The sequence below is a fragment of the Blautia sp. NSJ-140 genome (assembly GCF_022868965.1).
Classification (GTDB): Bacteria; Bacillota; Clostridia; order Lachnospirales; family Lachnospiraceae; genus Blautia_A.
Genome location: NZ_JALIFS010000007.1, coordinates 37,140 through 58,561 on the forward strand (window position 1 = coordinate 37,140; position 21,422 = coordinate 58,561).

At 42.2% G+C, this 21,422-nt stretch carries 25 protein-coding genes and 1 riboswitch; of the genes, 5 read left to right on the top strand and 20 right to left on the bottom strand.

Annotated features, from left to right (window positions below; all coding sequences use genetic code 11):
* Positions 1 to 9: 9 nt before the first annotated feature.
* Both MUB50_RS09595 and MUB50_RS09600 read right to left on the bottom strand, forming a co-directional pair.
* Complete coding sequence (locus MUB50_RS09595) at positions 10 to 657, bottom strand: potassium channel family protein (protein ID WP_244790472.1); 648 nt, start codon at positions 655 to 657, stop codon at positions 10 to 12.
* Positions 658 to 676: 19 nt separating this feature from the next.
* Positions 677 to 2,014, bottom strand: a complete 1,338-nt coding sequence (locus MUB50_RS09600) for a TrkH family potassium uptake protein (RefSeq protein ID WP_244790474.1) — start codon at positions 2,012 to 2,014, stop codon at positions 677 to 679.
* Between the two features lie 307 nt (positions 2,015 to 2,321).
* Between MUB50_RS09600 and bioB the strand changes: the two genes are divergently transcribed.
* Positions 2,322 to 3,293, top strand: a complete 972-nt coding sequence (bioB, locus tag MUB50_RS09605) for a biotin synthase BioB (protein ID WP_244790476.1) — start codon at positions 2,322 to 2,324, stop codon at positions 3,291 to 3,293.
* Between the two features lie 101 nt (positions 3,294 to 3,394).
* A complete protein-coding gene (locus MUB50_RS09610; RefSeq protein ID WP_244790478.1) occupies positions 3,395 to 3,940 on the top strand; it encodes a biotin transporter BioY in 546 nt (181 codons plus the stop codon).
* Positions 3,941 to 4,017: 77 nt separating this feature from the next.
* Here the strand turns inward: MUB50_RS09610 and MUB50_RS09615 are convergent, their stop codons facing one another.
* The 11 genes from MUB50_RS09615 to MUB50_RS09665 all read right to left on the bottom strand — a co-directional run bounded on the left by MUB50_RS09615 (position 4,018) and on the right by MUB50_RS09665 (position 12,850).
* On the bottom strand, positions 4,018 to 4,905 hold the full coding sequence (locus MUB50_RS09615) for a putative ABC transporter permease (protein WP_244790479.1): 888 nt from the start codon (positions 4,903 to 4,905) through the stop codon (positions 4,018 to 4,020).
* Between the two features lie 124 nt (positions 4,906 to 5,029).
* Positions 5,030 to 6,382 carry an MATE family efflux transporter gene (locus MUB50_RS09620; protein WP_244790481.1) on the bottom strand — a complete coding sequence of 451 codons (1,353 nt, stop codon included), beginning with the start codon at positions 6,380 to 6,382 and terminating at the stop codon, positions 5,030 to 5,032.
* Complete coding sequence (locus MUB50_RS09625) at positions 6,372 to 6,824, bottom strand: MarR family winged helix-turn-helix transcriptional regulator (protein ID WP_244790483.1); 453 nt, start codon at positions 6,822 to 6,824, stop codon at positions 6,372 to 6,374. The genes MUB50_RS09620 and MUB50_RS09625 overlap by 11 nt, the downstream gene beginning before the upstream one ends.
* A 149-nt stretch (positions 6,825 to 6,973) precedes the next feature.
* A complete protein-coding gene (locus tag MUB50_RS09630; RefSeq protein WP_138276462.1) occupies positions 6,974 to 7,243 on the bottom strand; it encodes a hypothetical protein in 270 nt (89 codons plus the stop codon).
* 145 nt (positions 7,244 to 7,388) lie between these two features.
* Complete coding sequence (locus MUB50_RS09635) at positions 7,389 to 7,697, bottom strand: MGMT family protein (protein ID WP_015527257.1); 309 nt, start codon at positions 7,695 to 7,697, stop codon at positions 7,389 to 7,391.
* Positions 7,698 to 7,804: 107 nt separating this feature from the next.
* A complete protein-coding gene (locus MUB50_RS09640) occupies positions 7,805 to 8,338 on the bottom strand; it encodes a methylated-DNA--[protein]-cysteine S-methyltransferase (protein ID WP_118625091.1) in 534 nt (177 codons plus the stop codon).
* Between the two features lie 58 nt (positions 8,339 to 8,396).
* The gene (locus MUB50_RS09645) at positions 8,397 to 8,573 is read right to left on the bottom strand and encodes a hypothetical protein (RefSeq protein WP_244790485.1); all 177 of its coding nucleotides are present in this window, start codon (positions 8,571 to 8,573) and stop codon (positions 8,397 to 8,399) included.
* Positions 8,574 to 8,772: 199 nt separating this feature from the next.
* Positions 8,773 to 8,952, bottom strand: a complete 180-nt coding sequence (locus tag MUB50_RS09650) for a hypothetical protein (RefSeq protein WP_118512798.1) — start codon at positions 8,950 to 8,952, stop codon at positions 8,773 to 8,775.
* Entirely contained in the window at positions 8,930 to 9,109 is a 180-nt protein-coding gene (locus tag MUB50_RS17365; RefSeq protein ID WP_330575610.1) for a BrnT family toxin, read from the bottom strand. The genes MUB50_RS09650 and MUB50_RS17365 overlap by 23 nt, the downstream gene beginning before the upstream one ends.
* Positions 9,110 to 9,391: 282 nt before the next feature.
* Positions 9,392 to 11,077, bottom strand: coding sequence for a formate--tetrahydrofolate ligase (locus MUB50_RS09660; protein ID WP_092068491.1), 1,686 nt, complete (start codon positions 11,075 to 11,077; stop codon positions 9,392 to 9,394).
* Positions 11,078 to 11,151: 74 nt separating this feature from the next.
* Positions 11,152 to 11,234: riboswitch (ZMP/ZTP riboswitch) on the bottom strand.
* A 215-nt stretch (positions 11,235 to 11,449) separates the two neighbouring features.
* The gene (locus MUB50_RS09665) at positions 11,450 to 12,850 is read right to left on the bottom strand and encodes a sodium-dependent transporter (RefSeq protein ID WP_244790487.1); all 1,401 of its coding nucleotides are present in this window, start codon (positions 12,848 to 12,850) and stop codon (positions 11,450 to 11,452) included.
* 221 nt (positions 12,851 to 13,071) lie between these two features.
* On the opposite strand from MUB50_RS09665, the gene MUB50_RS09670 reads away from it, so the two are divergent.
* Positions 13,072 to 13,800 carry a helix-turn-helix domain-containing protein gene (locus MUB50_RS09670; protein WP_138276466.1) on the top strand — a complete coding sequence of 243 codons (729 nt, stop codon included), beginning with the start codon at positions 13,072 to 13,074 and terminating at the stop codon, positions 13,798 to 13,800.
* A gap of 66 nt (positions 13,801 to 13,866) precedes the next feature.
* Here MUB50_RS09670 and MUB50_RS09675 read toward each other — a convergent pair whose 3' ends face one another.
* Genes MUB50_RS09675 through MUB50_RS09685 form a run of 3 tightly spaced genes read right to left on the bottom strand, consistent with a single transcriptional unit; the run spans position 13,867 to position 16,051 of the window.
* A complete protein-coding gene (locus MUB50_RS09675; protein ID WP_118512969.1) occupies positions 13,867 to 14,715 on the bottom strand; it encodes a 4Fe-4S binding protein in 849 nt (282 codons plus the stop codon).
* A 7-nt stretch (positions 14,716 to 14,722) separates the two neighbouring features.
* The gene (locus MUB50_RS09680) at positions 14,723 to 14,875 is read right to left on the bottom strand and encodes a CD1871A family CXXC motif-containing protein (RefSeq protein WP_118512802.1); all 153 of its coding nucleotides are present in this window, start codon (positions 14,873 to 14,875) and stop codon (positions 14,723 to 14,725) included.
* A gap of 27 nt (positions 14,876 to 14,902) precedes the next feature.
* Complete coding sequence (locus tag MUB50_RS09685) at positions 14,903 to 16,051, bottom strand: TlpA family protein disulfide reductase (RefSeq protein ID WP_138276468.1); 1,149 nt, start codon at positions 16,049 to 16,051, stop codon at positions 14,903 to 14,905.
* Between the two features lie 205 nt (positions 16,052 to 16,256).
* Here MUB50_RS09685 and MUB50_RS09690 point away from each other — a divergent pair, with 205 nt between their 5' ends.
* The gene (locus MUB50_RS09690; protein ID WP_244790489.1) at positions 16,257 to 16,934 is read left to right on the top strand and encodes a response regulator transcription factor; all 678 of its coding nucleotides are present in this window, start codon (positions 16,257 to 16,259) and stop codon (positions 16,932 to 16,934) included.
* Positions 16,931 to 18,097, top strand: coding sequence for a sensor histidine kinase (locus MUB50_RS09695; protein ID WP_118512805.1), 1,167 nt, complete (start codon positions 16,931 to 16,933; stop codon positions 18,095 to 18,097). The genes MUB50_RS09690 and MUB50_RS09695 overlap by 4 nt, the downstream gene beginning before the upstream one ends.
* A gap of 11 nt (positions 18,098 to 18,108) precedes the next feature.
* Here the strand turns inward: MUB50_RS09695 and MUB50_RS09700 are convergent, their stop codons facing one another.
* The 4 genes from MUB50_RS09700 to MUB50_RS09715 are packed head-to-tail and all read right to left on the bottom strand — an operon-like array spanning position 18,109 to position 21,388.
* Positions 18,109 to 19,002 (bottom strand): AraC family transcriptional regulator, encoded by an 894-nt coding sequence (locus MUB50_RS09700; protein WP_118624957.1) that lies wholly within the window; start codon positions 19,000 to 19,002, stop codon positions 18,109 to 18,111.
* A gap of 26 nt (positions 19,003 to 19,028) precedes the next feature.
* Positions 19,029 to 19,781 (bottom strand): ABC transporter permease, encoded by a 753-nt coding sequence (locus tag MUB50_RS09705; protein ID WP_207664988.1) that lies wholly within the window; start codon positions 19,779 to 19,781, stop codon positions 19,029 to 19,031.
* Positions 19,782 to 19,831: 50 nt separating this feature from the next.
* A complete protein-coding gene (locus MUB50_RS09710) occupies positions 19,832 to 20,620 on the bottom strand; it encodes an ABC transporter permease (protein WP_118624961.1) in 789 nt (262 codons plus the stop codon).
* Between the two features lie 33 nt (positions 20,621 to 20,653).
* Positions 20,654 to 21,388, bottom strand: a complete 735-nt coding sequence (locus tag MUB50_RS09715) for an ABC transporter ATP-binding protein (protein WP_244790490.1) — start codon at positions 21,386 to 21,388, stop codon at positions 20,654 to 20,656.
* Positions 21,389 to 21,422 lie beyond the last annotated feature (34 nt).

A 21,422-nucleotide genomic window follows, 5' to 3' on the forward strand; every position in this document is an offset into this window, starting at 1 on the left:
GGTAATGAGCTATATGCGGAAGCACTTCTGAAGAGCTCTGTATTCTCCTAATACCAGTAATTTATCATTTTCTGTAAAATATGTTTCCGGTGAAATTGCAATACTGAATTCCTCTTCATTTTTTACTGCCAGAATATTAATATTGTAGCGTTTTCTGATGTCAAGTCCACCCACTGTTTTTCCAACCCATTCTTCCGGCACTTCCACTTCAAAAATTGCATGGGAAGCATCCACCTCCATATAATCCAGTATATGATCATCTGTATAACGGAAGGAGGCCCATTTTGCCACCTGCTTTTCCGGATAAACTACCTTATCGGCACCATTGCGTAAAAGAAATTTTTCCTGAACATCACGTTCAGCTCTGGATATCACCAATTTTGCGCCCAGTTCTTTCAGAAGGGATGTTGTTTCAAGAGAATTTTGAAAGCTGTCTCCAATGGTCACAAAACAAATGTCGTAGTTTCCAATTCCAAGGGACTGTAAAAATTCAGCATTGGTACTGTCACCAATCTGAGCATTCGTCACAAACGACAGTACTTTGTCCACTCTTTCTTCCTTCCAGTCAACTGCCATAACTTCATGTCCCAGCTGATTGAGCTGCATGGCAATATGTATTCCAAACCTTCCAAGTCCAATAATCAATACATTTTTCATAATATTATTTTTCTCCTTCTTATCCAACTGTGATTTTTTCCAGAGGAAGCTTTGCATTTCCCTTATTTCTTCCGGAAAATACCGCATAGATCAGGGTCAGACCACCTACACGTCCCAAGTACATCAGTATGATCAACACGACTTGTGAAAAAATATGAAGTTCCGGTGTGATTCCCAGAGTCAGACCTACCGTACCAACAGCTGAAGCAGCTTCGTACAGACAATCTAAAAGTGGAAGGCCTTCGTACACACTGATCGCTATTCCGCCGCCAAAGAACAAGGCAAAATATAACATGGCGATTGTCGCTGCATTTTTTATCACATGATATTCAAGTCTTCGACCAAAAGCCCCTGCATTTTCCTGACTTCGAAATGTCGCAATTGCATTTAAAATAAGTACTGAAAAAGTTGTTGTTTTCATTCCACCTGCTGTAGATCCCGGTGAACCACCAATTAGCATTAACAATATCATAACTGCTTTTGATGCCTCACTCATCTCTGAAATGTTTATAGTATTAAATCCGGCAGTTCTTGTCGTTACCGATTGAAACGCTGCTGCCAACAGGCGTTTTCCCATGGGTAATTTTGTCAGATCACAGATATAGAAAAAAACTGCCGGAAATAAGATCAGACATGCGGTAGTCATGAGAATGATCTTGCTTTGCATGCGGTAGCGTTTAAAGTTCAGTTTATTTGTATAAATATCATCCCACGTGAGGAAACCTATTCCCCCTGTAATGATCAACAGCATAATTACCAGATTTATAAGTATATTTCCGGAATACCCTGTCAGCGATGGAAAGATACTGGAAGCTGTCCCCAGAATATCAAAGCCGGCATTACAAAAAGCAGAGATTGAATGAAAAATTGACATCCAGATTCCCTTTTTCCCAAAATCCACCAGAAAAACCGGCAGAAGCAGCAACGCCCCCGCTGCTTCGATCAAAAATGTTCCCTTTAAGATAAACCTTGTCAGTCTGACGATCCCTCCAACTTTAGGTGCTGAAATAGCATTCTGCATGGTGCTTCTTTGCATGAGGGATATTTTTTTTCCGGAAAGAAGGGAAACAGACGCGGCAACAGTCACCACCCCCAGTCCGCCTATTTGTATGAGAGCAAGAATAATCATCTGTCCTGCCAGGGACCAGTAGCTTCCTGTATCCTTTACCACAAGACCTGTGACACATACCGCCGAAGTGGCTGTAAAGAGCGCCTCATGAAATGGAGTAGACACTTTCTCCAAAGAAGAAAACGGAAGCATCAACAGAACGGTTCCCACAAAAATCACTCCTGCAAAACCCAGAATGATCAGCTGAAAAGATGTCATATGTTTTTTCTTATATGATTTTTCCGGCATAAATGATCAGAACTCCTTATCAATACTTTTAACAGTGCTATCCTCGTAACGCATTTTATTATATATAACTGCTTTCAAAGATAGTATAAAAGTCTCTGCTTCCGTATTAAGATTTTATAAAGATATGATATTGAATTGAGAATTATTTTAACCGAATCAAGAAAATTCCCTGCTTTGATGATCCTAAGCATTACCTTAATACTACAGTTTTTAATTGTAAACTCATTTTATATTTGCAGTTGACATTCAATATTTCTATGTGATAAAGTGATACCCGTACAAAAAAACTCAAAAGGAAGGTATTGACATGAACACTACATCATGCGAAAAAGAAGCTCCATCGCTTTCCAGAGATGAAGCCATTGCAATTTTAGATACTCCGGACGAAGAACTCGAGGCACTGATCGACCGTGCCAGCAGTTTACGTTACAAATATAAGGGAAACCGGGTAAGCATCCACATCCTTACCAATGCCCGCAGCGGAAACTGTTCCCAAGATTGTGCATACTGTGCCCAGTCATGTCGTTCCACTGCCGATATTGATAAATACAAATGGGTAGATGAAGACAAATTATATCAGGACAATGATTTCGTAAATGAGTATCATTTATCCAGACACTGTATCGGCCTGAGTGGTATGAAGTTTACAGATAAAGAGATCGAGGAGCTGGCCCGCAGGATCCGCAAAATGAAAGAACACGGAACTCATCTCTGCTGCTCCATAGGCTTTCTCACAGAGCACCAGGCAAAAATGCTCAAAGAGGCCGGTCTTGACCGGATCAACCATAACCTGAACAGCAGCCGTTCCTTTTATCAGAATATCTGCAGTACACATACCTTTGACCAGCGTGTACGGAATATCCATATGCTTCAGGGACTTGGTTTCGAGATCTGCAGCGGCGGTATCATTGGCATGGGTGAAAGTAAGGAAGACGTTGTTGACATGCTTCTGGAATTACGTGAGATCCAGCCGGAAGCACTGCCGATCAACTTTCTTCTTCCGATCAAGGGAACTCCTCTCGGAAATGCAGATATTTCCCAGCTGACAACAGAATACTGTATGAAGGTCCTCTGCCTGGCAAGACTTCTTGTACCTAAAGCAGATATCCGATGTGCTGCCGGAAGAGAAATTTATTTTAAAGGCGAAGAAAAAAAACTGCTCAGTGTTGTAGACTCTATTTTTGCTTCCGGTTATCTTACAGAAGGTGGCCAGGGAATCGAAGACACTCTTAAAACCATTACGGATGCAGGATTTACCTATGAGATTGAATCTGCGTAAGCATCCTTATAGACATATGACCTGTCATACACACTTACAGCATTTCATTGCTTACCCGAACCAGTAAATATATTACCTTTTTCAAAGGAGGCTCTTTCAATATGAATCAGACAAATACTGTCTCTGCATCACGTACAAAAACCTACGAGATCACCATGACCGCTCTTATGGCAGCTGTCACCTGTATTCTTGCGCCGCTGTCCATTCCGATCGGTCCGGTTCCGATCTCATTTACCAATCTTGCCATCTATCTGTCCCTTTATCTTCTCGGATGGAAAAAAGGAACCATTAGCTATCTGATCTATCTTCTGCTTGGACTTGTAGGTCTTCCGGTATTTTCCGGATTTACCGGCGGCCCTGCAAAGCTGGCCGGTCCTACAGGCGGATACATCATCGGCTTTATCGTTATGGCTGTTATTGCCGGACTGGTAATTGACAACTGCCATAAGCCTCTGATCCAGCTCGTTGGTATGATTGCAGGAACAATTGTATGCTATCTTTTCGGAACTGTATGGTTCTGCATCGTTGCAGATTCCACTTTCAAAGCAGCTCTTGGAATCTGTGTAATTCCATTTATCCCGGCAGATCTCATAAAAATGATCATCGCCATGATCATCGGACCAATGATAAAGAAAAGAATTCGATAGGCTGAAACTCTGTACTAAAAGAGGCAGCGGGAAATTTCCAACATTTCCTGCTGCCTCTTTATCGTATTTCATTTTTCTTATCTGAGTTTTTTCTTCAGTTCCTGGATCAGTTCAAAATAATCTCTGTGCTTCATCTCCGGGAAAGCCTTAATGATTCTTCCCTGACCGAATACGGTATGGTTTGTGATAGAGTTTGACAGCTCATCAAACTGTGCCTGAAGCTCCGCTTTCTTCATCCGAAGCATTTCAGAAGATTTTTCTCTCTGAGCCACAGTCGCATCTCTGAGCTCTGCCTTAGCAAGAGCAACCTGAACTTTTCCCTCTCCCACCTTCTGTGCTGTATCAATGGTAGTTGTTGCCAGAGTATCACTGAGCTTATCGCTCACGATCCGCAGATCTGCACGTACCTTATCCAATCGAGTAAGCTTCTTATTCAGTCCGCGGATCACCGCTACTGTTACAATAAGATCTGCCAGATACACCGCATACAAAATTGCCATAACAACCCATTCCAGTGTGGAAGGTGTATGAGAAGCCTGACGCTCCACATACTTCTGAAAAACCTTTACAACCATCACAATGGCAAGTCCCCATATCAGGGAAAACTCAAGACAGATATAGCCGTGAAAATTCAGCGGCTTATTGGAATAATCCCACCATCTTGCATGAAAGCATACATCCAGAAGCCATCCGGCAACCAGCTCTACCGCAGTTGCAAGAACGATTCCAAACAGAAAGATCATTCCTTCACTCATCTGATGTCCGCCGCTCTGAAGCGTATTAAGCAGTGCAAACACGGAAAGTACACCAAATCCGTACACCGGGCATACCGGACCGTTGAGAAATCCCCGGTTTATAACCTTTCCTAATGTTACTGCATGGAAGATAACTTCAACGACCCATCCTCCAAAAGAATAAAACAAAAAATACAGACATATCTGAAAATACGTCATCCCGCAAATCATCCAGTCCTCCTCCTTTACAGCTGTCAAGATTCCGGCAGCTATTTCAGGGGTCAGTACCATCACCTCTGCCGGAGTGATTTTGATTATATCATATCACCCCTCTCATTTACATCCCTTTATCCGGTCATTCTTCCGAAACAATTTCTTTTTTCACACGGGTAAAGTACAGAAAGAATCCGATGTTCAGAATGATTCCCACTGTGGTAGATACCGGTGCTGCAAGACCGATCTTTGTCAGGCTGGCATCCGGCTGGATACTCATAAAGTACGCCATTGGAAGTCGTACCAGAAGCGTCTGGATCAGGCCCTGGACCATAACCCATATGGTCTGGTTGTTTCCGTTGAAATAGCCTATCATACTGAACAGAACAGCTGTAACCAATGTCTCCGGAGCAAACCCCTTCAGATAATCAAAGCCCTTTTGGATGACGCCGGCATCTGTTGAAAAGAATCCTGCCAGCACATCACCCTTCAGCAGGATCAGAATAAATACCAAGCATCCCACAGACAGGCCAACTCCAATTCCCGTAAGCATGGATTTTCTCGCACGTTTCGGCTTTCCTGCTCCTACGTTCTGTGAAACAAAGGAGGCCATGGACTGCATCAGGGAGCTTGGAACCAGCATGGCAAAGTTTACGATCTTACATGCAACTCCGTAACCGGAGGATGCTTCCAGACCCAGGCGATTGACAAATGCGCACAAGGCCAGGAATGAAATCTGGGTCAGGAATTCCTGAAGTGCCAGCGGCAGTCCGATCTTAAGAAAACGTCTGCACTGAGGATTCAGCCGGAAATCTTTTTTTGTAATGGTAAACGGAAGCTTCTTCTTTATCAGCAGAACTACTGCAAATACAACACTTAAGGCCTGAGCAGAAACCGTAGCAATAGCTGCTCCTGCTGCATCCATATGTAAGCCGGCTACCAGTACCAGGTCTCCGATCACATTTACAATACATGCCACCAGCACAAACAGCAGCGGAGATTTGCTGTCACCCAGACCACGGAAGATGGCAGACAGCAGGTTATACGCGACAATAAAGAAAATTCCGCTTCCACAGATCCGTACATAAGATGCAGTCAGCGCTACCGCTTCTTCCGGTGCCTGCATCAGTACAGAAATCGGATGTGCAAAACCTACCATAACAATAAACAACACGATCGATATCATGGTAAAGACGATCGCAGCCCCACCGATAACGGATCCGATCTGCTCCGGTCTTTTTTCTCCAAGATAACGTGCGATCAGAACTGTGATACCCATAGCAAACTGAATCACTACAAAGGTAACCAGATTCAGTACCTGACTTCCGGTGGAAACCGCTGACAATCCGGATGTGGAACCAAATCTTCCCACCACAAGAAGGTCGACCGCACCATAGGCTGCCTGCAGGATCAGTGCGCCGAGTACCGGCATCATAAATGCAACCAGCTTCTTCAGGATATTTCCTTGGGTAAAATCTGCCTTATCACTTGTCATAATCTTCTCTCCTGTCACACATAATCTGATAGAATTTTCCGATGGTCCGGATCATGCTGTCTGCTTCTTCTTCGGAAATCTCTGAAAGATAGGGTGCCAGACTGCTGAAATAATCCTGATCATACTTTCTGGAAAGATTCTCTCCTTTTTCTGTTATAGAGATGTAAGTAACGCGCCCGTCATCCGGAGACATGAGCTTCTGAAGATATCCCTTTGCCTCCATTTCTTTCACTGTTCTGGTGACACCCGGACGCGGAAGGTTCATGGCATCACTGATATCAGAGAGCCGGATATCCTTTTTTTCCCGCTGCAGAGAATGGATCACATCCAGATACTGTATGTAGGATGGCATCACCCCCTGGGGCAGTGGCGGAAGCATATCCCGGATCCGCTTTGCCTGATAAAATGCATCAAACATCCGCTTGATCTTTTCATTTGTCATAAAAAAACTCCTTATATAATTATCTTTGTTAATTACTATTGATAATTATACGAGGAATTTATGGTTTGTCAAGCATGTTTTATTTTTCTGTTACAAAGTAGCTTTCTATTACAGAGTAGCTTTCTATTACAGAGTAACTTTCTATTAATCTATGCTTCTAATGCCTCTTTCAGAGAAGCTTCAAAGATCTCAAGTCCTTTCTCCATCTGTTCATCGGTCATGGTAAGCGGTGCAAGGTTCAGATATCTGGCCTGTGCCATCACACGCTCTCGGCTTAAATGTTCTGCATCCAGAATAGAGGAAGACAGCTGCTCTGCGGCGTTTCTGTCCTTTTCCTCCAGCACGAGTTTCCGGCTGTCGTTGGTGACACTGGGATTTGTCAGAACTACGAATTCTCCTCCATGGATATAGTTATTCAATCCTGTATTCACTTTTGATGCACTGCAGGCAGTCTGCAAAATAGCCCCATCGTACAGACTACTCCAGACCGTTTTCCCCTGCTTTCAGCTTCAGAACTTCTGTAAGCTCCGGGATCTGCATCATATTTCTACAATTCATAAAACACTACTCCTCCCACTGATACTGCTTCATATCTACACATCCATTTGCCTTAAACTCCACACCCTCGTCTTCCAGAAGCATCTTCTGCTCTCTCCAGCCTGGTGCAGTACGCCCTGCATGGTTCACAACTCTGTGGCAGGGATACTTCCCGTAAAATTCTGCCATACCTAAGACTTTTCCTACAAGACGTGAATTTTTATCCCGCCCGATCAGCCGTGCGATCTGTCCGTAGGAGGCCACTTTTCCCTCAGGTATCTCTTCCACCACGGACAGTATCTCGTAGATTAAATCTTCATCCAGTATTTTTCCCATAATTATTCCTCCGAAATCCTGCTGGCAATTTTCATAGCATGCTTTCATAAATAAAATATCTGTCTTTTCTTGGATGTCTGCACCAGACCGTCCTCTCAGCCGGAGTTTTACAGTGCAGTTCCTTTCTTTGGAACAAATAAACGGCTCATATCTGTACGCTCCAGCTTAAGAAGTAAAATTTTTTTGTCAATTCCTCCGGCGTATCCTGTCAGACTTCCATTTGTTCCTACGACCCGATGGCAGGGAATGATAATGGAAATTTCATTATGACCAACCGCACCGCCTACTGCCTGGGCCGACATATGAGAAGTATTTTTCATCACTGCCATTCTGCGCGCAATTTCTCCATATGTGATCGTCTGTCCGTAAGGGATCTGTAATAAAATCTTCCACACTTCCTGTCTGAATACTGAACCAGTGGGATGAAGTGGCGGAGTAAATTTCGGTTCTTCACCGGAGAAATATACATCCAGCCATTTTTTTGCTTCTGTGAGAATTTTCGTTTCCTGTGGAACATAATCTTCCGGAAGTGTATTTGCAAAATATTTCTGTCCTTCAAACCATAGGCCGGTAAGTCCGATTTCATCTGCGGCAAGCAAAATATCTCCGATTAGTGATTTATATTTGCATGTGTATACCATATTTTCCCCCACTTTCATTTATCTCTACAATTTTTTCTAATTAAATTTCTGTATCATCTTAAAAAAACACTTTTCGCTTATACATATAGAATTTTCTTACCTGACCTGCCTTTTCCAATATCAGCTCCTGCAGTTTTTCATCCAATTCCCGTTTTTTATCTTCGGATAACTGTACCCAGTCATCGGTAAGTCTGGCCATTTCCCGGATTACATCTTCATAGCCGTTAAGCCCCACTATTGACATTCCACGGAAGCATAGAATGATTTCAGATCAATAGCTATATAGATATGTTCTTCTTTTTTATCCATGGACACACCTCCGGAAATTTTTTCTTTTCTTATTATATCAGAAAATGTGTTCGATTATAGATTTTTTTCTCTTTTTATGCAAAAAAACTCCTCCGGTTTTACTGCCGGAGGAGTTTTTTCTATTTTTATGCATTTTTCTTTCGATTTCGCTGTATCACACTGCTTTTAAAAGCTTTATACATTGCTGGTGACAACTCTGGTGCATCTTCATCTGGTACAATTGGTGATTTTTTTGCATTCATAACTTCCTGTATTTGCTCTTTTGTCGGCTTCTGCCCTTTATTAATAGTAAATGTTTTGATCATAATAGAGCCTCCTCTCCGATTCCGTTGCCAACCTAGCTGAAATCAACCGAATGTTTTCTTTTCTTTCGGTAAACACCACAAATAAAACTTCACCAACACATCCTATAGCAATATATCTGTCTTCTTCTGTACTGTGCTCAAAATCATACATTTCTATGTAATTCTTATCTTAAAATACATATGCTGCAGTTTCGAATGATATCTTATGTTTTTTCTGATTGATCAGATTCTTTTCCTGATCCCACTCAAATTTCAATTAATCACTCTCCTGCTTTTTTCTAAGTATATCATATATAGAATTTTCAGACTAGTAAAATAATTATAAACAATATTATAATAATATAAGAAAAAGCGGCAGAACCTCTATTTCTACAGGTTCTACCGCTGTCTATCTGAATTCCCCTCAAAAATACTTTATAATTATACTTTCACGTTCTGCTTAGAACAGTCCTGTGATCTTACCGCTCTCGTCTACGTCGATCTTAGTTGCTGCCGGTACTTTCGGGAGACCTGGCATGGTCATGATCTCACCTGTCAGTGCAACAATAAATCCTGCACCTGCGGAAATCTTAAGATTTCTTACTGTTACCTCAAAATCTGTCGGAGCACCAAGCTTTGTCTGGTCGTCTGTTAAGCTGTACTGGGTCTTAGCTACACAGATCGGACAGTTGCCAAATCCAAGTGCCTCCAGCTGTTTCGCCTGCTTCTGAGCATTTGCTGTAAGAACCACTTTCTTTCCACCGTAAACCTTCTGTACGATCTGGTTTAGTTTGTCCTCGATGGAGCCTTCCAGTTCATAAGCATATGTGAAATCATTCGGCTCTTCAACAAGACGGATTACTTCCTCAGCAAGCTTGATTCCGCCTTCGCCACCTTTTGCCCATACCTCAGAAAGTGCTACATTTACGCCAAGCTCCTTGCATTTTGCTTCCACAAAATCAAGCTCTGCCTTGGTATCGGTCGGGAATGCGTTAATAGCTACCACACATGGAAGTTTGTATACATTCTTGATATTGCTTACATGCTTCAGAAGGTTCGGGATACCTTTTTCAAGAGCCTCAAGGTTTTCATTGTTCAGGTCAGCTTTTGCAACGCCACCGTTGTATTTCAGGGCACGTACGGTTGCCACAATAACAACTGCACTTGGTGTAAGACCTGCCATACGGCACTTGATATCCAGGAATTTCTCAGCTCCAAGGTCAGCACCGAAGCCAGCCTCTGTGATCGCATAATCAGCAAGCTTCATAGCCATCTTTGTAGCGGTTACGGAGTTACATCCGTGAGCGATATTTGCGAATGGTCCGCCATGAACGATTGCCGGAACATGCTCCAGTGTCTGAACAAGGTTTGGTTTCAGGGCATCCTTCAGAAGTGCTGTCATAGCACCCTCTGCGTGGAGATCTCCTGCTGTTACCGGTTTCTGCTCAGCAACCTTGCCGTAAGTATATCCGATGATGATTCTGGAAAGTCTCTCCTTCAGATCTTTGATATCACTTGCCAGACAGAGAACTGCCATGATCTCAGATGCTACGGTAATGTCATATCCGTCCTCACGTGGCATACCGTTTGTTCTTCCGCCAAGTCCGTCTACTACATTACGAAGCTGACGGTCGTTCATATCCACGCAGCGTCTCCAGGTGATCTTTCTCGGGTCGATATTCAGCTCATTACCCTGGAAGATATGGTTGTCGATCATTGCTGCAAGAAGGTTGTTTGCCGCACCGATTGCATGGAAATCACCGGTAAAATGAAGGTTGATATCCTCCATCGGAACTACCTGTGCATAGCCGCCGCCTGCAGCACCACCCTTGACACCGAATACCGGTCCCAGAGATGGCTCACGAAGAGCTACCATAACATTTTTTCCAAGTCTCTGCATTCCATCTGCAAGACCTACGGTTGTCGTAGTTTTTCCCTCACCTGCCGGTGTCGGGTTGATGGCTGTCACAAGGATCAGCTTTCCGTCTTTTTTGTCTGTTTCTTTCAGAAGATTATAGTCGATCTTTGCTTTATATTTACCATACTGCTCCAGATACTTGTCATCAATACCTGCTTTCTCCGCAATCTTGGTAATTGGCTCCATTGTGCACTCCTGTGCGATTTCGATGTCACTTTTGAATCCCATAATGTTCTCCTTTCTCCGCAGCAACCGTCCGGATCTTTTTATCCCATAAAAAAGAGCAGTATTCGAATTTCTTCAAATACTGCCCAGACGGTCGACTCATCAAATCTCCGGCTCCCTTGTGGTTAGTCCCACAATTCCGTCAGTCACCGAAGACCTTATTAATTTGATGACTGAATACTAACACATTTATCAGTACTTGTCAAGAAATTATCAAATTATTTTTTTCACTTTTAAAGTGAGCTGAATCTAATTTTCTGAATCATTTTCGTTTTATGTACCAGTACAGCAAAAATTAATATTCGCTGTACTAGTTTTCTCTCCACCTTCTGCACCATAAACATACATCTATACAGAGAAGTTTTCTTACCACACTTATGAAATCAAATCTGCAAATCCTGTAGATACCAGGAATAATATCAGCATTACAACCGGCACTACATAACGGATCATAAAGCGATATAACCCTGCCCGTTTGAAGTGTTCCCCATTTCGTTCCACTTCTCCTATGATCCAGTCAGGGCCGATCACCCATCCGATCAGAATACTTGTCAAAAGTGAGATAAACGGCATCAGAAAACTGTTGCTGATATAATCCATCACATCCAGAAGCTGTCCAACGGAACCATTTGGCAGCTTAAGTTCAAAATATAGTTTGTTATAACCAAGGCAGATCAGTACCGCTGTAACAAGAGAATAGATTCCGACAGCACCACACATTTTCTTACGTGGTTTATGATAAAGTTCCATGCAGTTTGCAACCAGTGTCTCCATGACAGATACGCAGGAAGTCAGTGCCGCAAATCCCATCATCAGGAAAAATGCAATTGCCACCGGACGGCCAAATACTCCCATGGCATCAAAAACCTTTGGCAGTGAGATAAATATCAGGCTTGGGCCGGAAGCCATTCCATCCTTTCCGAGAAATACAAAAACAGCCGGTATGATCATCATTCCTGCAAGAAACGCAACGCCGGTATCAAAGATCTCAATCTGATTTGTTGCTTTATTTAAATTAACTTCATTTTTCACATAAGAACCATAAGTGATCATGATTCCCATAGATACACTTAAGGAAAAGAATAACTGGCTCATCGCATCCAGAAGGATCTCCAGGAAGCGTTTTACCGTCAGTCCATGAAAATCCGGTTTGAGGTAAACAGCCAGCCCCTGCATACCAGTGCGGACAGTTCCATCCGTATCAGTATGAGACAGTGTCAGTGAAAAAATGGCAATGATCACGATCAGAAGAATCAGCCCCGGCATAATGATCCTGGAAAATTTTTCGATTCCCTTTTCCACACCACGAAATACGATCCAGGCAGTCAGGGCCAGAAAAATCAGCATAAATACAACGGGTGCAATATCTGATGTAATAAATGATGTAAAGTATCCATCTGAAGCCGCATCTTTCCCATCAGAAATAATATAAGTAAAAAAATATTTTGCAATCCATCCACCGATAACAGAATAATAGGTCATGATCAATGCCGGAACCAGAAACGTTAAATGTCCTAAAAATTTCCACTTTGGATTAAGTGCTTCAAAAGCTCTCAATGCATTTTTCTTTGTCTTTCTCCCAAGTGCTACATCCGTTGTCAACAGTACAAATCCAAAAGTCAGTACCAGTACCAGATAAACCAGCAGGAAAAGGCCTCCTCCATCTTTGGCACAGAGATATGGGAATCTCCAGATATTTCCAACTCCTACTGCACTTCCAGCTGCCGCCAGGACAAAACCTATTGAGCCGGAAAAGCTACTTCCTTTTTCTTTCATTTCAATTTCCCCTCTTCAAGTATATATTTGATATAGTCTGAAACCTTCAGCCTAACAGCTATATCTTACCCTAAATAAAGATAAGTGCAAATGGCAGAAGTTTCTTTTTACGAAATTTTATTTCAAAAAAGTTTCTTGCCACTTTACAAAGAACCTGTTTTTCCGATATAATCGTATACAATGAAAATTAATAAGAAAAATAGATAGTATGAGGAAACAAAATGAGTGATTTTACCTGTTATGTAGGTGAACAAATAAGAAAATACCGAAAAGCCGGAAAGATGACTCTGCAGGATCTGGCAGATGCCATCCATAAAAGCCGAGCTACCATATGCAAATATGAAAACGGAGATATCTCCGTTGATATCGAAACTTTATATGAGATCAGCCAGATTCTCCAGGTATCTATGTCCCAGCTTACCACTGGTCTTCCTGAAACAGCCAGTGAACCGTCCAATGCACCGGGAAAAGGACAAAAAAGCCCATTTTTTCAGGCCCAGAGGCTATATTTTTACTTTTACGATGGACGATATCAGCGTACAAAGGATGGCATCATCGATATTTATGAAAAAAAGGGCGAATCCGGAAAATATGAAGCAACCTTAACGATCTGTTCTGTTTCTGCCAACGGAAGAAGCAGTGAGATTTTTTACACCGGAAAAGTTCTTTACAGTGATATGCTGATCCGTTTTTCCTTTGTAAATCAGTATAACCCACTGGAAGAAGATCTCCTGTACATTTTTAATCCTCTGGAGCTTCGAGATTTTACAACAGGACTTTTGTGTGGGATTTCCAGTGCGGATCTGATGCCCTGCGCATTCAAATGTGTGATCACTTTAAAACCGCAGGAGCTTACCGAAGCTTTCCGCCACCAGCTTCTTTTTACAAAAAAAGATCTGAAGCGCTGGGAACAGCTGAATATGTTACTGATAGATAATATGGAAAAGTAGTTTACTGTCTCAAAAAACGGTACATCTTATATTTTATAAGCTGTACCGTTTTCGTATTTTTCTGTATCAGGATTTTCCTGCAAACCCACACCGGATTGCCTGTGTCGGACATATCTTTTTACATCTTCCACATCGGATGCACTCTGTACTGTTGGGATCCTCAGTCGGATCGACCTCCATCTGGCAGATATTTCTGCATTTTCCACAGTGAACACATTTTTCTTTATCTACTCTGTAACGAAAAACGGAAACTTTATTAAATACCGAATAAAAAGCTCCCAGCGGACAGATATACTTACAGAATGGCCGGTATATCATAATTGATAAGATAATGGTGATCACCAGGATCGTATTTTTCCACATGTACAGCCAGCCTACTGCACTTCGCATGGATTTGTTCAGCAGCACCAGCGGGATACCTCCCTCCAGCGTTCCTGCCGGACAGATCAGCTTGCAGAAATATGGTGCTCCCTGCCCCATGATATCTACTACAAACATGGGAAGTATGATCACAAATACAAGAAAGATCACATATTTCAGTTTTCGCAGAAGCTTATCTCCACGAAATGTCCGGATCTTCTTTGGAAAAGGAATCTTGTTCAACAGATCCTGGATCAGTCCAAAGGGGCAGAGAAATCCGCACACCAGTCTTCCAAGCAACGCTCCTACAAAGATCAGAAATCCAGCTACATAATATGCCATTTTGAAGTTCCAGCTTCCGATCACAGCCTGAAGAGAACCAATGGGGCAGGCCCCTCTTGCCCCGGGGCAGGAATAGCAGTTCAGCCCCGGAACACATACATTTTTCAGTTTTCCGGTGTAGATCTTGCCAGTTATAAACCCTGATATGTGACTATTTGTAAGGGCCGCCCACAATGCCTGAATCCCATGCCGCGGCCATTCATTTATTTTCATCTTCTTATTATCCAATGCCTATACACTCCATACAGATGTTGATCGCTTTTGTAAAAACTACAGATACCTCGCCCCTGCAGATTCCCAGTATCATCAGTAAAATCCCCAAAAACGCCAGAGCTGGTCCGATCCACCTGGATTCTGTTATTTTCCGAATCATTTTTCCACTCTCCATAATGATCATGTTTTACTTTGAAACGTTTTTAAGCTCTTTTTCCACGATTTCCTTCCATTCGTCCAGTGTATGGCTTCCTGTATAGGTGTCGCCTACAATGTTTCCATCTTTGTCAACAAAAAATGTTTCAGGAAATGCGGAAATCCCCTGCAGACGACCGTTCATCATAGTTGCATCCGGTGTCAGGAACGGATATTCTGCTTTTGTTTTTTCCTGAAGAATGCCTGCTTTCTTTACAGCTTCCTCATCCTGATTTCCCTTTTCATCTGTAGTATCAAGCACTACGCCTGCTACTCCAACGCCTTTATCTTTCATTTCTTTATAGAGCTCCTGAAGTTCCGGAATCTCTTTTACACATGGTGAGCACCAGGTTGTAAAAACATTTACCAGCGTCAGGTCATAGTCACTGAACACTTTTTCTGTATATGTTTTTCCATCTATTCCTGTTGTTTCAAATTTTCCTACAGATTTTACATCCTCCGGGTTGCTGCTGGTATCCTGTGGCTGATCAAACACGGAAATATTCTGATACGGTGTCATTTCCGTAATATCGGTTTTGATCTTTTCCAGCTCCTTTGTCAGCTTTTCATCTGCATCTTTGTTGGTGCTCAGATAATATTTGTATTTCCCGTCACTGCTGCTTCCAAGCTCTTTATGCTCTGTACAGCCGGTGATCTCATCCAGCTTTTTCTGTGAAGCTTCGTCATAAACGCCAATTGTACCGATTCTGTCCAGACCTGCCACCCAGTCGTCATATCCTGTTCCCATCTTCTGTATTTCGGCATTTTTCTGTTCCTCTGTCATTTTGCTCCAGCTTACGTAGGCATATGTCACTGCATTGGTCTGATTCTCAAAATCTTCCGTGGTAAGCATTGCAATGCTCTGGTCCTTGATCTGCTTTAACAGCTCCTTCGAAAGTGAAAGCTTCAGTCCCAGAAACGGATATTCATAAGAATCCTGTGCCTTGCAGGTTACGTCGGAAGGCTTAAATGTACCTGCTACCAGATCTGATGAAACTGCCTCTCCATCCATCATCATTGCCGCTCCGGGATCTGCTGTTTCCGTGCTTTCCGCCGCTGTTACCGGCACGCTTCCAAATGCAGATATTCCTAATACCGCAGCTGCCATAAGTGCTGTTATTTTCTGTGTTCTTAATTTCATTGTTTATATTCTCCCTTCTGATATCACCGGCCCATATCCGGAACCAGCATATATTTTATATATAAATTTTGTTCTCTGTAGCCTTACTATATCATCCCCTGTATAAAATCTCTGTTAAGAAACAAAAAAATTTACAGGAATTTTATGCTATACATGATATTATAGATAACAAAGCAAAATCAACTGTTTTTTTGGAGGATTTATTATGCATATATTGATAATCGAAGATGAACAGCAGCTCTGCCAGTCTATTGCGGAGGGACTTCGTATGGATGGCTATGAAGCGGACACATGTTTTGACGGGGATGAAGGACTGGAATTATGTCTTGTGGAAAATTATGATCTCATCCTTCTTGATCTGAATCTTCCAGGCGTTGATGGTCTGGAAATCCTGCGCCAGTTTCGGGAATCCGATACTTCCACTCCCGTTTTGATCCTCTCTGCCAGAGGACAGATCCAGGACAAGGTTGAAGGGCTTGATCTCGGTGCCAATGACTATCTCACAAAGCCTTTTCATTTTGAAGAGCTGGAGGCACGGATCCGAAGTCTGACACGAAGAAAATTCATCCAGCAGGATGTGTGTCTGCAATGCGGACGTATCAGCTTTGATACCCGTACAAGAAAGGCCAGTATCGATGGACTCCCCCTTTCTCTGACCCGAAAGGAAAGTTCTCTTCTGGAATATTTCCTTCTTCATCAGAACCGTATCATAAGCCCGGAAGAAATGATCGAGCATATCTGGGACGGAAGCGTCAACAGTCTCAGCAATTCCATTCGTGTCCACATTTCTTCTCTTCGAAAAAAACTGCGCACTGCTCTCGGCTTTGATCCAATACAGAATAAGATCGGCCAGGGTTACATTTTAACGGAGGATATGCAATGAAAAAAATAACCGGAAAGCTTTCTCTTCAATGGCGTCTGACACTGATCACTGCGCTGCTTATGACAGTCACCTGCATTCTGATGTATTTTTTTATTAGCCAGTCCGCAGTTGCCGGAATGGAGGATCTGGGAGATTACATGATACGGATTGATAACACTGATTCTGCTCCCATCACCTTTAATATGAATCCCTCCGTCTTATTTCCGGAGCTTTCCAATCAGCTGCAGCTAACAAAAAAGCTTTTTCTCACCAAAGGACTCATGGTAACAGGAATCATCATCCTTCTCAGCAGTATCTGCACATATTTTATCAGCCGTCAGGCATTACTTCCTCTTCGCAGGCTCAGCCAGGAGGTGAACAAAATAGAGGCCCAGAACCTTTCGAAGACTCTTGAAGTTCCTGCTACCAATGACGAGATTTCCCGCCTGACAATTTCATTTAACAAAATGCTCGCACGCCTGGATGAAGCTTTTACTGCCCAGAAGCAATTTTCTGCCAATGCAGCCCATGAGCTGAGGACTCCTCTTGCCGTTATCCAGACAAATCTGGAGGTTTTTGCCCGCAGGGAAGCACCTGCTTTAAAAGATTATCAGGAGATTTTTGCCATGCTCCAGGAACAGACCGGGCGACTTTCCCATCTGGCTGAAATCCTCCTAGATATGACCGGTGTACAGACTGTTGAACGTTCCGAAAGAATCTCTCTGGCAGCACTGACTGATGAGGTGTTCTGCGACCTGGCTTCCGTAGCGGAACAGAAGGATATTGAACTGATCCAGCAGGAGGGGGACTGCATCATTACCGGAAGCTACCTGCTGCTGTATCGCGCTGTGTACAATCTTGTGGAAAATGCGATCAAATACAATCACTCCGGTGGAAAAGTAACCGTAAATATCCATCTTTCCGAAGAAATAACAGATACATCCACATCTGTCAATTACGTCTTTCTTGAAGTCTCTGATACCGGAATCGGCATTCCTCCCGAATATCAGGAAAAAATCTTCACCCCGTTCTTCCGTGTGGACAAATCAAGAAGCCGTGCTATGGGAGGTGCCGGCCTGGGACTTGCACTTGTCAGTGAAATTGTCAGACAGCATAACGGACAGGTAAAAGTACTGGAAAGCAGCAAAAAAGGCAGCGTAATCGCAATCATGCTGCCAGTCTGAACATGTTTGTATTACACTTGTCTCATATTCCGATACTCTGTAGGTGAAATTCCATAGCAGCTTTTGAATACTTTCGAAAACTGAAAAGGATTCGTATATCCAACATCTGATGAAATATCGGATATGGAATATTCTGTGGTGGTCAGCAGGATCTTTGCCTGATTCATCCTTACTTTACGGAGATATTCCCGGGGTGACTGGTCGTATTCCCGGCGGAACAATGTGCTGAGATAGTTTGGATGTACATGGAGGATTCCTGCCACATCCTGGATCCGGATATCCCGGCTGTACATGCGGTCCATATAGTTTTTGGCATCCTTGGCCAGATTTTTTTCTTCTTTTGTCAGCTTTTTTATATCGCCCTGTGTTTCAAGGAGCCTGGCAAAAAGATGCAGCATTCTGCTGTTTGCCTCCAGGGATGCGGAAAAATTCCGTATGGAGAAAAACTGCTCTCCCGGAAAATCTTCTTCCTGATAAATGGCCACATCCTGAAGTCTTTTATCCATAACTGACAAAATCGACAAGATTTCTTTTTCCAGTTCTTTAGCCGAAAGCGCCAGATCCAGGATCTCGTTTTTTCCAAATAGAAGATCAATAAATTTATTTCCGTTATCTGCATAAAATCCGATCCAGGCATATTTCCAGGGGTTCTGCAGGGAAGCTATGTATTTTCCTTCTATTCCTGCAGGTATAAAAAATGCCTGTCCGGCATGTACATTCAGCATTCTGCCTGAGATTTTCAAGCTTCCTTCTCCCTGCAGTACAAAATGCAGCAGATGATAAGGCCGTGCCTGAAACTGCCACATATGTCCTTTTTCACATTCCTGGATACCGCAGTGGTTCATCTGCATAACCGACAATTCCCGCTTTGCCCGATCCAGAAAAATATCTTTACTTCCAAGCATGAACTCACCTCCCCTGTAAACGATCTTTAATTTCCAGCACTTTCATATCTTCCCAGTCCACGTTTCAGGCACACTGCTGATAACCACAACATCCCTAAACAGACAGGAAACTGTAACAGACATCCTGCTAACATGTCATTTTTCCCAAGCAAAAAACCGGCGGGATAATAGCTGACATATGCGTAGGGTATGATGTATCCAAAGATTCCTTTCAGCAGGCCTGGGTATATAATAAGTGGATATTTCGCCATTTCTCCTACAGAAAGAACCAGATAGTTTAATGAATTCTTTGGTCCCTGCATACAGAAGGACCTGCAGCTTGCCATCCAGATCATGCAAAAACGGATCATAGATGCTGTAAGCAGAGATGCCACAAAATACAGAATTTTTATGATCGTCCAGTTTATTTTACAGTTTTTTATTCCAACTGACAATATTCCCAGTGCTATGATCATTTTATTTAATCCGTCAAAATCAATCCGGGAAGCTGCCATCTGCATTCCTGTTGGAAGCGGTCTTACGAGAAACCGGTCGATTTCTGATTTATTTACCATCTGTGCAATTTTCCAGGAACCCTGAAAGAAAAAGTTCACCCATCCTTCTGAAAATAACAGATATCCGTATAACAATAAAATTTCCCATACAGACCAGCCGCCAACTGTGGGAATATTTGTATAGATAATTCCAACAACTGCCAGATTTGATACCTGGGACAGCAATGTAAAAAATGTCATCATCAGAAAATCTGCCCGATAATACATCAAGGATTTTATATTCATTTCCTGCATCTTCCGGTATATTTTGAAATATTTCCTGTATCTGCCCATCTTTAACCTCCATATAATGCGATAACGGAAGAGGCTTTTTTCCATAAGATGCTTCCAAATGCAAATAATATTACATTCCACACGCTCTGGAACAGAAGTGCTTCCCAACATTTCTGCCAGCAAAATATTCCGTCAAATATGCTGCATGGAATATATACAATCCCTGAAAAGGGCATAATCATAACAATTTTCTGCAAAAATCCAGGAAACAATGCCAGCGGAACCAGAGCTCCAGAACAGAAATTTGTCAAAACTTCTCTCCCTTTTACAACACCATATGCATTATCTGTATAAAAACAGAGCATGGAAAATATATACTGAATGTTAAATTTGATTCCCATTCCCAAAAGTATGGAGAAAAGTAGCAGAAGAACTCGCCACATCTCTATATTCTGCATTCCGTTACACATTACCAGAAAAGTACCGCACCATAAAAATGTGATCAGAAATTCCATTCCTGCTGTTCCAACAGCTTTAAAGAAAGTCAAACTTCGGTAACTCAGCGGTTTCAACAAATCTGTGATTATATTTCCACTGATAATACTGTTGGCTGTCTGCATTTCAAATCCAAAGGAAAACGTACTGTTGCATAAAAAAGAAATAATTACATACTTTTTCATAATTTCCCATGTATATCCATTAATCTCCGTATGATATAAAAAAATACTTTTCCATACATAGTAAAAAACTACAACCTGAATAAAATTTGCAAGCAAACCGGTCAGAAAATTTTCTTTATAAGCAATTCCTTCCAGAAATCCCCCTTTTATCAGTGCCAGATATTTTCTCATATTTGCTCTCCTCAGAAAAACAAAATCAGACGGTTAATTCTTCGTATTTCCATTGAACAGTTCAATGATAATTTCTTCCAGTGTTTCTGCTTCCGGATAATTATCAAAAATTTTTGTTATTTCATCATCAAATAAAATTTCTCCTTTTTCCAGAATGATAAGTCTCCGGCACAGCCATTCCATATCTTTCAGATCATGGCTTGTCAGCAAAATCGTGGTCTTTTTTTCTTTATTTATGTATTGTAAAAACTGATATACTTTCTGTTTGACTGCCACATCCAGCCCTATTGTTGGTTCATCCAGAAATAAAATCGGCGGATCATGTAAAAGAGCTGCTGCTATATCTGCCCTTACTCGCTGTCCCAGGGACAGCTTTCTTGCCGGCTGGTCCATAAATTCTTCCAGTTCCAGAATTTCCTTAAACAGATCCAGATTTCCTTTATAAGCTTTGTCCGGAATTTCATAAATACTATGCAACAATTCAAAAGAATCTTTTACCGGAATATCCCACCACAACTGCGTCTTCTGACCAAACACAACGCCTATGTTCCCGGCATTTCTGATCCGTTCCCTAAATGGATCATTTCCCATAACGGAAATCTTTCCTTCTGTCGGTTTCATGATCCCTGTAAGCATTTTGATGGTCGTTGATTTTCCTGCCCCGTTTGCCCCAAGGAAAGCTACACATTCACCCTGATGTATGGAAAAAGAAATTCCTTTTACAGCTTCCTTCTCTTTATATTGGGGATGGAATAAGTATTTCACCATCCCGGTAAAACCTTCCTGTCGCTGTGAGATCTTA

Bases quoted from the DNA above. Each gene is read 5' to 3' on its own strand.
- MUB50_RS09595 (WP_244790472.1), bottom strand. From the start codon at position 657: ATGAAAAATGTATTGATTATTGGACTTGGAAGGTTTGGAATACATATT.
- MUB50_RS09600 (WP_244790474.1), bottom strand. From the start codon at position 2,014: ATGCCGGAAAAATCATATAAGAAAAAACATATGACATCTTTTCAGCTG.
- bioB (WP_244790476.1), top strand. From the start codon at position 2,322: ATGAACACTACATCATGCGAAAAAGAAGCTCCATCGCTTTCCAGAGAT.
- MUB50_RS09610 (WP_244790478.1), top strand. From the start codon at position 3,395: ATGAATCAGACAAATACTGTCTCTGCATCACGTACAAAAACCTACGAG.
- MUB50_RS09615 (WP_244790479.1), bottom strand. From the start codon at position 4,905: ATGATTTGCGGGATGACGTATTTTCAGATATGTCTGTATTTTTTGTTT.
- MUB50_RS09620 (WP_244790481.1), bottom strand. From the start codon at position 6,382: ATGACAAGTGATAAGGCAGATTTTACCCAAGGAAATATCCTGAAGAAG.
- MUB50_RS09625 (WP_244790483.1), bottom strand. From the start codon at position 6,824: ATGACAAATGAAAAGATCAAGCGGATGTTTGATGCATTTTATCAGGCA.
- MUB50_RS09635 (WP_015527257.1), bottom strand. From the start codon at position 7,697: ATGGGAAAAATACTGGATGAAGATTTAATCTACGAGATACTGTCCGTG.
- MUB50_RS09640 (WP_118625091.1), bottom strand. From the start codon at position 8,338: ATGGTATACACATGCAAATATAAATCACTAATCGGAGATATTTTGCTT.
- MUB50_RS09650 (WP_118512798.1), bottom strand. From the start codon at position 8,952: ATGATCAAAACATTTACTATTAATAAAGGGCAGAAGCCGACAAAAGAG.
- MUB50_RS09660 (WP_092068491.1), bottom strand. From the start codon at position 11,077: ATGGGATTCAAAAGTGACATCGAAATCGCACAGGAGTGCACAATGGAG.
- MUB50_RS09665 (WP_244790487.1), bottom strand. From the start codon at position 12,850: ATGAAAGAAAAAGGAAGTAGCTTTTCCGGCTCAATAGGTTTTGTCCTG.
- MUB50_RS09670 (WP_138276466.1), top strand. From the start codon at position 13,072: ATGAGTGATTTTACCTGTTATGTAGGTGAACAAATAAGAAAATACCGA.
- MUB50_RS09675 (WP_118512969.1), bottom strand. From the start codon at position 14,715: ATGAAAATAAATGAATGGCCGCGGCATGGGATTCAGGCATTGTGGGCG.
- MUB50_RS09680 (WP_118512802.1), bottom strand. From the start codon at position 14,875: ATGATTCGGAAAATAACAGAATCCAGGTGGATCGGACCAGCTCTGGCG.
- MUB50_RS09685 (WP_138276468.1), bottom strand. From the start codon at position 16,051: ATGAAATTAAGAACACAGAAAATAACAGCACTTATGGCAGCTGCGGTA.
- MUB50_RS09690 (WP_244790489.1), top strand. From the start codon at position 16,257: ATGCATATATTGATAATCGAAGATGAACAGCAGCTCTGCCAGTCTATT.
- MUB50_RS09695 (WP_118512805.1), top strand. From the start codon at position 16,931: ATGAAAAAAATAACCGGAAAGCTTTCTCTTCAATGGCGTCTGACACTG.
- MUB50_RS09700 (WP_118624957.1), bottom strand. From the start codon at position 19,002: ATGCTTGGAAGTAAAGATATTTTTCTGGATCGGGCAAAGCGGGAATTG.
- MUB50_RS09705 (WP_207664988.1), bottom strand. From the start codon at position 19,781: ATGAATATAAAATCCTTGATGTATTATCGGGCAGATTTTCTGATGATG.
- MUB50_RS09710 (WP_118624961.1), bottom strand. From the start codon at position 20,620: ATGAGAAAATATCTGGCACTGATAAAAGGGGGATTTCTGGAAGGAATT.
- MUB50_RS09715 (WP_244790490.1), bottom strand. From the start codon at position 21,388: ATGGTGAAATACTTATTCCATCCCCAATATAAAGAGAAGGAAGCTGTA.